The sequence below is a fragment of the Nocardioides sp. GCM10028917 genome (assembly GCF_042666175.1).
Classification (GTDB): Bacteria; Actinomycetota; Actinomycetes; order Propionibacteriales; family Nocardioidaceae; genus Nocardioides.
On sequence record NZ_JBHTFL010000007.1, the window covers coordinates 491,497 to 505,462 of the forward strand.

The 13,966-nt window shown below is 73.1% G+C and carries 14 protein-coding genes; 8 read left to right on the forward strand and 6 right to left on the reverse strand.

The features are described from left to right. Positions 1 to 217: 217 nt before the first annotated feature. The 3 genes from hutI to ACFQW6_RS11795 are packed head-to-tail and all read right to left on the reverse strand — an operon-like array spanning position 218 to position 3,959. Positions 218 to 1,408 (reverse strand): imidazolonepropionase, encoded by a 1,191-nt coding sequence (hutI, locus tag ACFQW6_RS11785; RefSeq protein WP_378544970.1) that lies wholly within the window; start codon positions 1,406 to 1,408, stop codon positions 218 to 220. After that, positions 1,408 to 2,733 carry a formimidoylglutamate deiminase gene (locus ACFQW6_RS11790; RefSeq protein WP_378544973.1) on the reverse strand — a complete coding sequence of 442 codons (1,326 nt, stop codon included), beginning with the start codon at positions 2,731 to 2,733 and terminating at the stop codon, positions 1,408 to 1,410. The genes hutI and ACFQW6_RS11790 overlap by 1 nt, the downstream gene beginning before the upstream one ends. Further along, positions 2,730 to 3,959 carry an allantoate amidohydrolase gene (locus tag ACFQW6_RS11795; protein WP_378544976.1) on the reverse strand — a complete coding sequence of 410 codons (1,230 nt, stop codon included), beginning with the start codon at positions 3,957 to 3,959 and terminating at the stop codon, positions 2,730 to 2,732. Before ACFQW6_RS11795 ends, ACFQW6_RS11790 begins: the two co-directional genes overlap by 4 nt. A gap of 108 nt (positions 3,960 to 4,067) precedes the next feature. On the opposite strand from ACFQW6_RS11795, the gene ACFQW6_RS11800 reads away from it, so the two are divergent. From ACFQW6_RS11800 to ACFQW6_RS11810, 3 genes are read left to right on the forward strand one after another with little or no spacing between them, the layout of a single operon-like run. Continuing rightward, a complete protein-coding gene (locus ACFQW6_RS11800) occupies positions 4,068 to 4,682 on the forward strand; it encodes a nitroreductase family protein (protein WP_378544979.1) in 615 nt (204 codons plus the stop codon). After that, positions 4,679 to 6,013: a M20/M25/M40 family metallo-hydrolase gene (locus tag ACFQW6_RS11805; RefSeq protein ID WP_378544982.1), complete on the forward strand. Its 1,335-nt coding sequence runs from the start codon at positions 4,679 to 4,681 to the stop codon at positions 6,011 to 6,013. Before ACFQW6_RS11800 ends, ACFQW6_RS11805 begins: the two co-directional genes overlap by 4 nt. Then, positions 6,010 to 7,467, forward strand: a complete 1,458-nt coding sequence (locus ACFQW6_RS11810) for an MFS transporter (protein ID WP_378544985.1) — start codon at positions 6,010 to 6,012, stop codon at positions 7,465 to 7,467. The genes ACFQW6_RS11805 and ACFQW6_RS11810 overlap by 4 nt, the downstream gene beginning before the upstream one ends. A gap of 118 nt (positions 7,468 to 7,585) precedes the next feature. On the opposite strand, the gene ACFQW6_RS11815 is transcribed toward ACFQW6_RS11810, so the two are convergent. From ACFQW6_RS11815 to ACFQW6_RS11825, 3 genes are all read right to left on the reverse strand, one after another. Beyond that, the gene (locus ACFQW6_RS11815) at positions 7,586 to 8,362 is read right to left on the reverse strand and encodes a DUF427 domain-containing protein (RefSeq protein ID WP_378544988.1); all 777 of its coding nucleotides are present in this window, start codon (positions 8,360 to 8,362) and stop codon (positions 7,586 to 7,588) included. 66 nt (positions 8,363 to 8,428) lie between these two features. Next, entirely contained in the window at positions 8,429 to 9,058 is a 630-nt protein-coding gene (locus ACFQW6_RS11820; RefSeq protein ID WP_378544991.1) for a maleylpyruvate isomerase family mycothiol-dependent enzyme, read from the reverse strand. A 59-nt stretch (positions 9,059 to 9,117) separates the two neighbouring features. Continuing rightward, complete coding sequence (locus ACFQW6_RS11825) at positions 9,118 to 9,366, reverse strand: PspC domain-containing protein (protein WP_378544994.1); 249 nt, start codon at positions 9,364 to 9,366, stop codon at positions 9,118 to 9,120. Between the two features lie 120 nt (positions 9,367 to 9,486). Here ACFQW6_RS11825 and ACFQW6_RS11830 point away from each other — a divergent pair, with 120 nt between their 5' ends. The 5 genes from ACFQW6_RS11830 to ACFQW6_RS11850 all read left to right on the forward strand — a co-directional run bounded on the left by ACFQW6_RS11830 (position 9,487) and on the right by ACFQW6_RS11850 (position 13,952). Beyond that, complete coding sequence (locus ACFQW6_RS11830) at positions 9,487 to 10,053, forward strand: DnaJ family domain-containing protein (RefSeq protein ID WP_378544997.1); 567 nt, start codon at positions 9,487 to 9,489, stop codon at positions 10,051 to 10,053. 197 nt (positions 10,054 to 10,250) lie between these two features. Then, positions 10,251 to 11,345: an HpcH/HpaI aldolase/citrate lyase family protein gene (locus ACFQW6_RS11835; protein ID WP_378544999.1), complete on the forward strand. Its 1,095-nt coding sequence runs from the start codon at positions 10,251 to 10,253 to the stop codon at positions 11,343 to 11,345. Then, positions 11,342 to 12,211, forward strand: a complete 870-nt coding sequence (locus ACFQW6_RS11840; RefSeq protein ID WP_378545002.1) for an HpcH/HpaI aldolase/citrate lyase family protein — start codon at positions 11,342 to 11,344, stop codon at positions 12,209 to 12,211. The genes ACFQW6_RS11835 and ACFQW6_RS11840 overlap by 4 nt, the downstream gene beginning before the upstream one ends. A 152-nt stretch (positions 12,212 to 12,363) precedes the next feature. Continuing rightward, complete coding sequence (locus ACFQW6_RS11845) at positions 12,364 to 12,507, forward strand: hypothetical protein (RefSeq protein ID WP_378545005.1); 144 nt, start codon at positions 12,364 to 12,366, stop codon at positions 12,505 to 12,507. A gap of 128 nt (positions 12,508 to 12,635) precedes the next feature. Continuing rightward, positions 12,636 to 13,952 carry an aminoglycoside phosphotransferase family protein gene (locus tag ACFQW6_RS11850; RefSeq protein WP_378545008.1) on the forward strand — a complete coding sequence of 439 codons (1,317 nt, stop codon included), beginning with the start codon at positions 12,636 to 12,638 and terminating at the stop codon, positions 13,950 to 13,952. The last annotated feature ends 14 nt before the right edge of the window (positions 13,953 to 13,966 follow it).

Consider the following 13,966-nt stretch of genomic DNA (forward strand, 5'->3'; position numbering starts at 1 on the left):
GGATCCTGTCCTGTCGGTAGGTGATCTCGGCTCCCAGGAAGCTGTCGGTGGTGAACATGTCCTTCTCCTCTTCTCCTCGGCCCGGTTTCGGACCGTGAGTAGAGATTCCGTCCATGAGGTAGGCCGGGACATCGGGCGCGTGCCCTATCTCCGGGTGGCCGGCTACCTCAGACGCGGTCCCGGACGGCGTACGACGGTGGTCTGAGGTAGCTGTGGACTACCCCGGGACGACGGGGCGGCCCGCCTGCCAGACGCCCGCGACGAGCGGGACGCCGGGACGGTAGGCGAGGTGGACGTACGACGGCGCGTCGAGGAGGACCAGGTCGGCCACCTTGCCGGGGGCGAGGACCCCGACGTCGTCGCGGGCGAGGGCGGCCGCGCCCATGGCGGTCGCGCCGTGCAGGGCCTCGGCCGGGGTCATCCGCATCTCGCGGACGGCCAGGGCGATGCAGAGCGCCATGGAGGACGTGAAGCAGGAGCCGGGATTGCAGTCGCTCGCCAGCGCGACCCGTACGCCGGCGTCGAGCAGGCGGCGCGCGTCGGGGTAGGGCTGGCGGGTGGAGAACTCCACGCCCGGCAGGAGCGTGGCGATGGTCCCTGAGTCTCCCAGCGACTCAACGTCCAGGTCGCTCAGGAAGGTGCAGTGGTCGACCGCGACGAGGCCGAGCTCGCAGGCCAGCTGCACGCCTCCGCCGTACGTCAGCTGGTTGGCGTGGAGGCGTCCGCGCAGGCCGCTGTCGGACCCGGCGGCGAGGATGGCTCGCGCCTGGTCGACGTCGAAGGCGCCGTCCTCGCAGAACACGTCGATCCACCGGGCGTGCGGTGCGGCCGCCGCGAGCATGGGGCCGGTGACGAGGTCGACGTAGTCCTCGGGGTTGGTGGTGTCTCCCTGGAACTCGACAGGCACGACGTGGGCGCCGAGGAAGGTCGTGTCCTGCGTGAACTGGCGGGCGACCGCGAGGCCGCGCGCCTCGTCGTGGACCGTCAACCCGTATCCGCTCTTGATCTCGACGGAGGTGGTGCCCTGGGCCCGCATCTCGGCGACGAGCCGGGCGACGTGCGAGGTGAGCTGCTCGTCGGTGGCGGCACGGGTCCTGGCGACCGTGGTGCGGATCCCGCCGGCCGTGTAGGGCTGGCCGGTCATCCGCGCCTCGAACTCGGCGGAGCGGTCGCCGGCGAAGACGAGGTGGCTGTGCGAGTCGACGAAGCCGGGGATCACCGCGCGGCCGCCGGCGTCGACCTGGACGTCGGCGGCGGGTGCCTCGGCGGCCGGACCGACCCACGCGACCCGGCTGCCCTCGACGACGACGGCGGCGTCGCGCACGAGCCCGAGGAGGCCGCCCTCCTCGACCCGCGTCGGGTCGTTGGTGGCGAGCTCGCCGATGCCGGTGATCACGGTCGTGCTCATCAGTGGTCCTCTCCCCAGGTGCGGGCGACGGCTGCCTCGAGCTCGAGCCCGATGTCGTACCGCTCGCCCTCCTGCACCACCCACCGGCCGTCGACCATCACGCGCTGCACGTCCTCGGCGGACGCGGCGAAGACCACCGCGCCCTCGTCCCTGCCGGCTCCTGCGGTCCGCGGGCTGGCCGGGTCGACGACCACGAGGTCGGCACGCCGGCCGACGGCGATGGCGCCGGCGTCGTCCCAGCCGAGCGACCCGTGCCCGGCGGTGGTGGCGGCGGTGAGCAGCTCGGCGGCGGTCCAGTGACCGCGCTGCTGGGTGGCCAACCGCTCGTCGAGCTCGACGGCGCGCATCTCCTCGAAGAGGTCGATCACGGCGTGGCTGTCGGAGCCGAGGGTCAGTCGTGCGCCCGCGTCGTGCAGCCGACGGCTCGGCCCGATGCCGTCGCCGAGGTCGCGCTCGGTCGTCGGGCAGAAGCTCGCGTGGGCGCCGGCTCCCCCGATCAGCCCGATGTCGTCGTCGGTCAGGTGGGTGGCGTGCACCAGGCTGGACGTCGGTCCCAGCAGGCCGTTGTCCGCGAGCAGCCGCGCCGGCGTGACGCCGTACGCCTCGAGGCAGGCGGTGTTCTCGGCGACCTGCTCGGAGAGGTGCACGTGGAAGGGCCGGCCCTCGAGGCGTGCGGCCACCGCCGGCAGCTCGGCGGCCGGCACCGCGCGGACGGAGTGGACCGCCATGCCGGTGACGGCGTGCGGGGCGGCGTCCAGGGCGTCGCCCATGGCGTCGACCCGGTCGGCCCACGCCCCGAGGCTGCCGTCGCTGTAGCGGAGCTGCGCGCCCTCGGGCGGCACCCCGAAGCCGGAGGAGAGGTAGAGCGTGTCGAGGAGCGTGATCCGGATGCCGGCCTGCCGGGCCGCCTCGACCAGCACGTCGCCCATCTCGTTGGGGTCGGCGTAGGTCGAGCCGTCCGGGCGGTGGTGGACGTAGTGGAACTCGCCCACGCACGTGATCCCGGCCGCGGCCATCTCGCGGTACGTCGCTCGCGCCAGGGCGAGGTAGGTGTCCGGGTCAAGCCGCGCGGCGACGGCGTACATCTGGTCGCGCCAGGTCCAGAAGGTGCCACGCTCGCGCTGGGTGCGGCCGCGGAGCGCGCGGTGGAAGGCGTGGCTGTGGGTGTTGGCGAGGCCGGGGACGACGAGGCCACGCACGGGGATCGCGCGGGGCGGGTCGGAGTCCGGGGTGACGGAGGTGAAGCGACCGTCCTCGACCTCGACCAGCACGTCGTCGAGGAAGCGGTCGCCGACCCAGGCGCGCTCGAGGAGGTACGCCGTCACGCGGGCGCCCCGGGACGAGCGAGCTCGGCGAGCACGTCGGCGAGCGCCTCGACGCCGGCCAGGCAGTCGGCGGTCTCGGCGTGCTCGTCGGGCGAGTGCGAGACCCCGGTCGGGTTGCGCACGAAGACCATCGCGGTGGGGATGCCTGCGTCGGAGAGGATGCCCGCGTCGTGGCCGGCCTGGGTGGGGATGACCGGCCACCCGGCAAGGCCGGCGAGGCGGGCAGCCAGGTCCGGGTCGAACGCGACGGAGCCCGAGACCGACTCCGCGGTGACGTCGAGCGACGTGCCGTCGCGGTCCGCGCGGTCGTGCGCCTGCCGCGAGACCGCCTCCACGAGGGTCGCGAGGGCCTCGTCGGACGACGCCCGCGCGTCGAGCCAGGCGGTGACCAGCGACGGGACGGCGTTCGTGCCGTTGGGCTCGACGGCGATGCGGCCGAAGGTGGCGCGCTGACTGGCGATCCGGGCCTGCTTGTTGGCGGCGAGCGCCGTCATGGCGTAGGTCAGCATCGGGTCGCGCCGGTCCTCCATGCGGGTGGTGCCGGCGTGGTTGGCCTGGCCCGCGAAGTCGAAGCGCCACCGTCCGTGCGGCCAGATCTCGCTGGCCAGCCCGACGGCCACGTCCCGGTCGACGAGGTCGCGGCCCTGTTCCACGTGGAGCTCGACGAAGGTGCCGACGCGGTCGAGGTCCAGGAGGCCGTGCGCAGGGTCCAGCCCGGCGGCGTCGATCGCGTCGGCGAGGAACACGCCGTCACGGTCGCGGAGCTCCTTCGCCTGCTCCCACGTCGTGGCGCCGGTGACCAGCCGCGAGCCGAGGCAGGCGCGCCCGAACCGCGACCCCTCCTCCTCCACGAAGACACCGATCCCGATCGGGCGGCCGGGCTCGAAGCCCCGGGCCCGCAGGGTGTCGACGGCGGCGAGCGCGGACGCGACGCCGAGCGGGCCGTCGTACGCACCGCCGTCGAGGACCGAGTCGAGGTGCGAGCCGGTGAGCACGCCCTTGTCGTCGGGGTGCGCGCCGGCGGAGGGCTCCCACCAGGCGACCTGGTTGCCGATGCCGTCGGTCTCGACGGCCAGCCCGCGCGCCGCGCACTCCTCGGCGAACCACGACCTCAGCTCCGACTCCGCCGCCGTCCAGGGCTGGCGGAAGTAGCCGCCCGACGAGCTCGACCGGCCGACCGGTGCCAGGTCGCGCCACATCTGCTCGAAGTCCGACGTCGGGGCCATGCGTGCAGTCCACCGGGATCGCCGACGCGGGTCAACGAGCCGCCCCGGTGCGGCGTCTCGGATCCCAGACCGGTCCGGCGGGCGGGCAGCGGGTGAGAGGCTCGGCCCATGGAGTTCCGCGAGGTCGTACGCCGCCGACGGATGGTGCGCCGCTACGCCGACCGGCCGGTCGACCCGGCCGTCGTCGACCGGATGCTCGAGCACGCCCAGCGCGCACCCAACGCCGGTTTCACCCAGGGGTGGGCGTTCCTGGTGCTGGACACCCCCGAGGACGTCGCGCTCTTCTGGGCGACCACGGGCGCCGACCCCGACGCCCACAACGCCTGGCTCGACGGCATGCGCACGGCCCCGGTCGTGGTCGTTCCGCTGACCAGCAAGGCCGCCTACCTCGACCGCTACGCCCTGCCGGACAAGGGCTGGACCGACCGGGACGAGGCCCGCTGGCCGGTCCCGTACTGGTGGGTCGACGCCGGGATGGCGGCGCTGCTCGTCCTGCAGACCGCCGTCGACGAGGGCCTGGGCGCCTGCTTCTTCGGCATCGAGGCCCGCCACCTCGACGGGTTCCGGGAGGCGTTCGGCATCCCGGAGGACCACGCGCCGGTCGGCGCGATCACGGTCGGCCACCGCGAGACCGACACCGGTGCGCCGGGGTCACCGGCGCGTCGCGAACGACGTACGAATCTCGTCCACCGCGGGCGGTGGGGCACTACGGTCGGCGCATGACCGACCGCGTGGTCGCCGCCCTGCAGGCGCTCGTCCGCATCCCGACCGTCTCCGACCGCGACCCCGCGCGCGTCGACACCGACGCCTTCGACCGGCTGCTGGCCGAGCTCGGGACGCAGTTCCCGCTGCTGCACGAGCGGCTGGAGCTCACGCGGGTCGGCACGCACGGCCTGCTCCTCCACTGGGCCGGCGCCAGAGCCGAGCGTCCGGTCGTGCTGATGGCGCACCTCGATGTCGTGCCGGTCGACGCCGATGCCCCGTGGCAGCACGACCCGTTCGGCGGCGAGATCCACGACTCGCCCACCGGCCCGGCGATCTGGGGCCGCGGGACGCTCGACGACAAGGGCTGCGTCGTGGCCGTCTGCGAGGCTGTCGAGTCCCTCCTCGAGGCCGGGCACACCCCCGCCCAGGACGTGTGGCTGTCGTTCGGCTGCGACGAGGAGGTCAGCGGCACCGCGGCGGTCGAGGCGGTCGGCGTGCTTCGCGACCGCGGCGTCACCCCGTGGCTCGTGCTCGACGAGGGCGGCGCGATCGCGGGAGGGGCGTTCCCGGGCGTGAAGGCCCCGCTGGGCGTCGTCGGCGTCACCGAGAAGGGCACCACCTCGCTCGAGCTCGTCGCCGAGGGGCGCGGCGGGCACGCCTCCACGCCCGCGAGGAACGGCCCGACGGCGCGCATCGCCCGCGCCATCCTGCGGATCGAGAAGGCGCCGTTCCCGGCGTCCGCCCCGGCGCCGACGCTCGAGCTGATGCGCCGCCTCGCGCCGCACGTGCCGCTGCCGCTGCGCCCGCTGCTCGGTCGGGCCGACCGGCTGGCCCCGGTGGTGACCCGGGCGCTGCTCGCTGCGGGCCCGGAGGCCGCGGCCATGACGCGTACGACGGTCGCGGCCACCACCCTCAGCGGGTCGCCCGCCCTCAACGTGATCGCCTCGACCGCGAAGGCCGGGCTCAACATCCGCGTGATGGTGGGTGACACGGTGGCCGGCGTGGTGGAGCACGTCCGGAAGGCGGTCGACGACGACTCGATCCGCATCGACGTGGTCGAGTCGGGCGAGCCGTCGCCGATCTCCCCGATGGACGAGGCGTTCGAGCTGCTCGAGGACTGCATCGCCGACGTCTTCCCTGACGCGGTCGCGACGCCCTACGTGATGATGGCCGCCACCGACTCGCGCCACTTCACCGCGATCAGCGAGCACGTGTACCGCTTCGCCCCGTTCCGGATGACCAGGGCCCAGCGCGAGGCCATCCACTCCTACGACGAGCACATCGGTGTCGCCGACCTCGTCGACGGCGCCCGCTGGTACCAGCTGCTGATCGAGAGGCTCCCGTCATGACGACCACGAGGCCCCAGGCCCAGACGGCGGTCAAGGGCCTCGCCGCGATCGTCGGCTTCCTCGTGATGGTGGAGTTCGCCAGCGGCATCCTGCAGGGCTACTACACCCCGATCTACCCGCAGATCGCCGATCACCTCTCGATCAGCGAGGGTGACATCAACTGGTTCGAGGCCGCGCAGCTCATCGTGAGCGCCCTCTGCATCCCGTTGCTGGCGCGGCTCGGGGACCTGTCCGGGCACAAGCGCGTGCTGCTCGTGTCGACGGCCGTGACCGCGCTCGGCTCGTGGTGGCTGGCGTTCGCGCCGTCGTTCACGACCTTCCTCGTGGGCTGGGCGATCCAGGGCGCGTACGTCGTGTGGTTGCCGCTGGAGGTCGCGATCGTCCACCGCCGCACGCGCGACTCCGGCCGTCAGGAGCTGCTCACCCGGCGCGGGGCCGCGATCCTCGTCGGCTCCCTCGAGCTCGCCGTCATCGTTGGTGCCGTCAGCAGCGGCCTCCTCGTCGAGACCCTCGACATGAACGTCCTGCTCGCCGTGCCCGCCGTCGTGGTGACGGCGGTCTTCTTCGTCATCCTCTTCGGCATCGAGCAGGCGCCCGGCGACGACTCCGGCAGCATCGACTGGACCGGGCTGGCACTGATCACCGTCGCCCTGGGCGTGCTGATGGGCGGCCTGGTCCGGCTGCGCCTCGACGGCGCCGGGTCGCTGCTCGGCTGGTCGACGATCGTGCTGTCCGTCGCGGTGTTCGCCGTGTTCTGGCGCTTCGAGCTGCGCCACCCGGACCCGATCGTCGACGTGCGCCTGCTCAGCAGCCCGGCGCAGTGGCCGGTGCAGGTGACGGCGTTCCTCTTCGGGATCCCGGTGCTGGGTGGGCAGATCCCGCTGTCGACCTACGCCCAGGCCGACCCGGCCGAGCGCGGCTACGGGCTGGGCGCGGATCCGGCGTTCATCTCCACGCTGATCGGGCTCTACGTCGTGACCCTGGCGATCGGGGCCTTCACCCTGCCGCTGACGACCCGCCTGTTCGGCGGCGTACGACGCGCGCTGGTCGTCGCGTGCTGCCTCGTCGGGCTGGGCTACCTGCTGTGGCTGCCGTTCAACTCCGAGACCTGGCAGGCACTGATCAACATGGGCATCGCCGGCCTGGGCTCGGGCGCCCTGGTGGCCGCGCTCCCCGCCGCTGCGGCAGCCGCCGCACCGCCCGAGCGCACCGGCATCGCCACCGGCATGACCAACGGCACCAAGACCGTCGGCGGTGCGATCGCCTCCGCGATCTTCGCGATCGCGCTCACCGCGACCGGATCGCTCGACGCGACGTCCGAGCAGGTGGCGCCCTTCAGCGGCTACCTCACCGTGTGGGCCGTCTGCGCCGGCGCGTCCTTCCTCGCCGCGCTCGCCCTCCTCGCCGCACCCCGCCACGCCTTCAGCGACGTACCGACCTCACCGGTGCCGTGATCGCCGCCGAGGGGCGCGCGTCGCTGGTGGCGCGTTCCCCGGATATCCGGGGAACCACCCGCTTGTCGGCCGAAACTCCGGCCGACAAGCGGGTGGTTCGGCCGACAAGTCCGCCGGATCAGGCGTCGCCGCCGGGCCGTTGCTCGCGCGAGCTGAACGGTGACTCGGGCCGCTCCTGGCGCACCCCGTCGACGGTGAGGTCCACCAGCTCGTTGTAGAACGCCACCCGGCCGGCGACGGCGCCGACCGCCGGTGCCGGCGAGGAGTACATCCAAGCCACGTTGGGCAGGGCGGGCGGACCCGGCCAGGTCCAGTAGCCGTCGGTGCGGCCCTTGTAGGGGCAGACGGAGACGTTCTCCGTCGGCTCCAGCAGGTCGAGCCGTACGTCCTCGACCGGGAGGTAGTAGCGCGTGGGGAGGTTGGTCTCGAAGAGCAGGACCGGCCGGTCGCTGCTGGCGAGCGTCACGCCGTCGACGGTGACCTCCACCCGCCGCGAGCTCGCGATGGCCTCGACCCGCTTGTGCGGGTCGCGGGGGTGCCCGGTGACCGGCTCGTCCTCCTCGGTCCACTCCAGCAGCCCGGGCTCCCACGTGAGCACGACGCGGTCGGCCACTGCCTCGTCGGCCAGCGCCCAGGCGGCCGCCGGAAGCCCGCGGCCCGCTGCAGCGACGTCGTACCACTGCGACACCGGGACCTGCGGGGCGAAGAAGGAGAAGCCTTCACGCACCGGCGGATCGGTGGGCAGGAGCACCCCGTCGGCGATCTCGTCGCGACGGAACGCGTAGACCGGCGGGAACATGCCCTGCCACACGAGCAGGGGCTCGCGGGACTCGACGACCACCTCGCCGTCGAGACGGCCCCGCACCCACTTGTCGATCGGCTCGGTCCGCAGCACCTCGCCAGTGTGCTCCCGCTGCTGACTGCTACGCCACCGTCCCGCACGACTTCCTCGGAGGGCGCCTCAGCTCGTGAGAGCTCCCTCGAGCCGCTCCAGCCCGGCTCCGGCGAGGTCGTCGAGCGCCGCGGCGCGACCGGAGACGGCCATCAGCAACGACACCAGTGGACCGCTGACCTCCGCGCCGTCGCCGTGGGACCAGTCGGCGTCGGTCGCGACGAGCCGGACCCCGGCCGCGCGTTGCCTGCCACCGCCCAACCCGACCGACGTCCGGAGCTGGTGGGCAAGGGCGCGCTCGACGGTCTCCGTCGAGTAGTCACGGTGCACACCGAGCGGGCGTCGTACGTCCTCGCCGTGGACGACCTCCTCGACGAGCCGGCTGTCGAGCGGTGCGGGAGGGGTCGTACGCCGTCCCACCACCGCGCGGAGCCGGTCGAGCGTCTCGGCCGGGGTCGCGCCCTTCTCCCGCGCGACGCCGGCGTCGTTCTGCCGGTCGAAGTCGAAGCGTGCGCGCACCATGGCGACCACGATGCCGAGGCGGGTGGTGCGGGCGTTGTCGACGAGGTGGGCGGCGACGTCGTGGACCGTCCAGCCGCCGCACAGCGACGGCAGCTCCCACTGCTCGTCGGTCAGCCCGGTCAGGTCCTCGACCAGCGCCTCGCGCTCGCGGCGCACCAGCTCCCACACGTCCGTCATGTCGCCAGCCTGTCAGGACCCGACGACACTGCACGGCCGACGGGCGAGCGGCGGCGCCGTCAGCGCAGGTGCGGGGCGGCCGCGGCGGCCTCGATGCTGTCCTCGGAGGGCATCAGGAACCACAGCAGCGGGTAGACGAGGAACTGGCTGCCCGGCAGCACGAAGAGCGTCACGACGAACAGCAGCCGGGTCACCCACGGCGTGAGCCCCAAGCGCCGGCCAACGCCGGCGCAGACGCCGCCGATGATGGCCCGGTCGGTCGAGCGGACGAGGCCCTGACGGGCGAGGGAGGTGCGGATCTTTTCCATGCCTCCAGCATGCGCCGCGCGGGCGCTGCGCACCATCGGGGTCAGCCCCTGCCGCACCCCGACCTCGGCTCGGGACTTCTCTCCGGGCCATTTAGCCTTGGACGTACGGAGGTGATGCGAATGTCCGACCTCGAGCCGTCCCCGGAGGAGTCCGGCGTCGAGCCCGTACGCCGTGAGGCCGCACGCGACGACCGCACCGGCCGGTCCGCCGCCGCCGCCCGGATCGCCCAGCAGTCGACCTGGGTCGACCTGCAGGTGCGCCAGGCGATGGAGCGGGGTGAGTTCGACGACCTGCCCGGACGGGGCAAGCCGATCGAGGACCTCGGCGTCGAGCACGACCCGGACTGGTGGGTCAAGAAGCTCGTCGAGCGCGAGAACATCGCCCTCCTCCCGCCCGCGATCGCCCTGCGCAAGGAGGACGCCGAGCTCGACGACCGGCTGGACGCGATCACGGCCGAGAGCGAGGTACGGCGCGAGCTCGACGACTTCAACAGGAGGGTCGTCGAGATCCGCCGGCAGCTGCAGGGCGGCCCGCCCGTGGTGACCCCCACCCGCGACGTCGACGCCGAGGTCGCAGCCTGGCGCGAACGTCGTACGGCCCGGGTCGAGGCGCAGCGCGCAGCCGTCGCCGCGACCCGGCCGGCACCGGGCAAGCGGTCGTGGTGGAGGCGCCGGCGCGGCCGCTGAGCGCCCGGTCGGGTCAGTCCCCGCCGAGGCGGTCGCGCGTCGGTCAGACCGTCCGGACCCGGACTTCGCTGCCGAAGCTCCCGCTTCGCCCCCGAAACTTCGGCCGACAAGCGGGAGGTTCCCCGGATATCCGGGGATCGCAAGGGGAGAGACATGCGTCATATCCGGCCCCCGGCGCGCGGCGGTAGTTTGCGGCCATGACACGCCCCGCCAAGGACTTCTTCGCCCCGCTCGCCGTCGGTGCGCCCGCGCCGCCGCGCGAGATCCCGGCCCGCCCGAGCCGCGCCATCCACTTCTTCGACCCGGGCAACGAGAAGATGGCCGCCAAGGTGCCCGACATGGTCGGCACGGTCGACGTGCTGCTCGGCAACCTCGAGGACGCGGTCAAGGCGGAGAACAAGGAGAGGTCGCGCCAGGGCCTCGTCGACATAGGGAAGGGAACCGACTTCGGTCCCACGCAGTTCTGGACCCGCATCAACTCGCTCGACAGCCCGTGGGTGCTCGACGACCTCACCACCCTGGTGCCCGAGATCGGCGACAAGCTCGACGTGATCATGGTGCCGAAGGTGCAGGGCGCGGAGGACATCCACTACGTCGACCGCCTGCTCGCCCAGCTCGAGGCGAAGGCCGGCCTCGACCGGCCGATCCTGGTGCACGCCATCCTGGAGACGGCGCGGGGCGTGGCGAACATCGAGGAGATCTGCGCCGCCAGCCCGCGCATGCAGGGCCTGTCGCTCGGTCCGGCCGACCTGGCCGCGGACCGCCGGATGAAGACGACGCGCGTCGGCGGCGGCCACCCCGGCTACCTCGTCCGCGAGGACCCGGTGCGTGACGACCTCGGCGTGCCGCAGTACGACGCCCAGCGGACGTCGTACCAGCAGGACCTGTGGCACTACACGATCGCCCGGATGGTCGACGCGTGTGCGATGCACGGCATCTACCCCTACTACGGGCCGTTCGGCGACATCAAGGACACCGTCGCGTGCGAGGACCAGTTCCGCAACGCGTTCCTCCTGGGCTGTGTCGGCGCCTGGAGCCTGCACCCGGCGCAGATCGCGATCGCCAACAAGGTCTTCTCCCCCAGCGTCGAGGACGTCGCGCACGCCCGACGGGTGATCGCCGCGATGGGCGACGGGACCGGTGCCGTGATGATCGACGGGAAGATGGAGGACGACGCCTCCGTGAAGCAGTGCCAGGTGATGGTGGCGCTCGCCGAGGAGCTCGCCGCCATCGACCCCAGGCTCAAGGAGCAGTACGACGCCATCTCGAACCAGGACGAGGTGACGGCATGAGCGAGTTCACCCCTCTCCGCTCGGTCCTCTACATGCCGAGCTCCAACGAGCGCGCGCTGGAGAAGGCGAGGACGATCGCCTGCGACGGCCTGATCCTCGACCTCGAGGACGCCGTGGCGCCCGACGCCAAGCCGGCCGCCCGGGAGGCGGCGGCCGCCGCGGCGGCCAGCGGTGACTACGGGCGTCGCACGGTCACCATCCGCGTCAACGGCCTGGGCACCCAGTGGCACGACGACGACATCGTCGCCGCCAGCCAGGCCGGGCCCGCCGCGATCGTGGTCCCGAAGGTCGACAGCGCCGAGGACGTCGGGCGGCTGGTCGCGGCGATGGAGAAGGCCGGCGCACCCGACCACACCCGTCTCTGGGCGATGGTCGAGACTCCGGTCGCGATCCTGGACGCCCTCGCCATCGCGCGGGCCTCGGAGCGGATCGGTGCCTTCGTCCTCGGCACCAACGACCTGGTCAAGGAGCTGTACGCCGAGCACGTGCCGGGGCGCGGGCCGATCCTGCCCAGCCTGCACACCGCCCTCCTCGCCGGCCGGGCCGCGGGCATCGCGGTCATCGACGGCGTCTACAACGACGTGAAGGACACCGAGGGCTTCCTGGCCGAGTGCGAGCAGGGCCGCCAGATGGGCTTCGACGGCAAGACGCTCATCCACCCCGGTCAGGTGGAGGGCGCCAACCGGGCCTTCGCCCCGAGCGATCAGGCGGTCGAGGACGCGCGGGGACTGATCGCTGCCTGGGAGGACGGCAAGGGCGCGGGTGTGGTCACGTTCAACGGCAAGATGGTGGAGAACCTCCACGTCGAGTCTGCACGTCGCACGCTGGCGATCGACGAGGCGATCCGGGCGCTCGGCACCGACTGAGCGCGCTCCCGTCGGGACGGACACAGCACGAACAGGTCCTCACCCGAAGGGAGGACCCCACTTTGCCAACGCGGTCGGGGACCGCCAGAGTGATCCGGCCCGCCCCCCATGGGCCGGATCGCATCACCCCGCACCACCTAGGAGGCACACCCATGATTGTCCTCGGACTGATCCTTCTCATCCTCGGACTCCTGCTCCCCCAGCAGATCCTGCTGACCCTCGGCATCATCCTGATCGTGGTCGGTCTGGTGCTGAACTTCGTGCCGATCGGTGGCTCCGCCCGACGGGTCTGGTAGCGCCTCGCCACCACCTGGCGACAGGGCCCCGGACACCAGCTGGTGTCCGGGGCCCCGCTGCGTGACGGGCCCGTGCCGGACCGGAAATTCGGGTGCCGGGGGCAGGTGGACGGGGACACAATCCTCCGGTGACGACCGACGACCGGCAGGCGGCTGCCCGCACCAGGACCCACCACGTCGCGCTGGTCCACGACGGGACGGTCTGGTCGGAGGACGGCGTGCTCCCCTCCTTCGTCCACAGCGACGACGACGACGACGACCCGACCCGGGCGGCGACCCGCCACGTGGCCGACGGCGTGCACGCCGCCCCACCCATCTCGCTGCCCCCACCCGACGAGGCCGGCAGGGCGAACGTCCTCCACGTCCTGGCGCTGAGGGGAGATCCCGACCTCGTCGCCGGTGGCACGTGGTCGCCGGTCGGCGACCTCGCCGAACCGTTCGGCGCGCGGGTCGGCGCCGCGCTCGCGCAGCACGTCGGCACGGCGCCGCGGCAGCGACCCGACTGGTTCCGCGCCGGGTGGTACGACCGGGTCGAGACCTGGATCGACGACTGCCTGGTCGCTCGCGGCAGCCGACGGACGGAGCCGCTCCGCACCCACCGCGTGTGGTCGATCTCCGCGGTGCTCGAGGTCCCCACGTCGGACGGCGTCCTCTGGTTCAAGGCGTGCTGCGACCACTTCCGCGCCGAGGCGGCGATCCTCCAGCGCCTCTCCATGCGGCTGCCCGACCTGGTGCCGACCGTGGTGGCGGCCGACGACGCGGCGGGCTGGTTGCTGATGGAGCCGCTCGCAGGCGCGTCGGACCGCGCCGCCGGCGCGCCCGAGGCGCTCGCACCCGTCTGGGCGGCAGCCCAGCTCGCGTCGCTCGCCTGGCTCGACGAGCTCCGGGCGGCCGGCTGCCCGGACCGCGGCCCCGGGCCCACGCTGGCAGCCTGGCGCGGCGTGCTGGCCCACGACCCGGAGATGGCACTGCTGAGCGACGAGGAGCGTGATGCGGTCCTCGGATCGGCCGACGAGGTGGAGGCGCGCGTCCGGGAGCTCTGGAGCACCGGCCTGCCCGACACGTTGGCCCACGGCGACCTGCACCCCGGCAACGTCGCCTACGACGGGCAGGACCTCCGCCTGTTCGACTGGACCGACGCGTGCATCAGCCACCCGTTCCTCGACGGCAGCCACCTGGCGTACTTCGTGTCCTCCGACGACGCGGAGGCGGATGCCGAGCAGCTGCTTGCCGCCTTCGCCGAGCCGTGGCGGGAGTCGTACCCCGAGGCGGACGTCGACCGTGCCCTGACCCTGGCGCCGCTCGCCGACCTCGTCTTCCAGACCGTCACCTTCGCGGCCATCGCGGCCGCCACCGAGGCGGGCGCGGGCGACTTCCCCGGGATCGTCGCCTTCCTGCTGAAGGCGTCGGCGCGACGGGTGGGCGCCCTTCCTGCTGAGACCTGACCCGCCCCGGACGT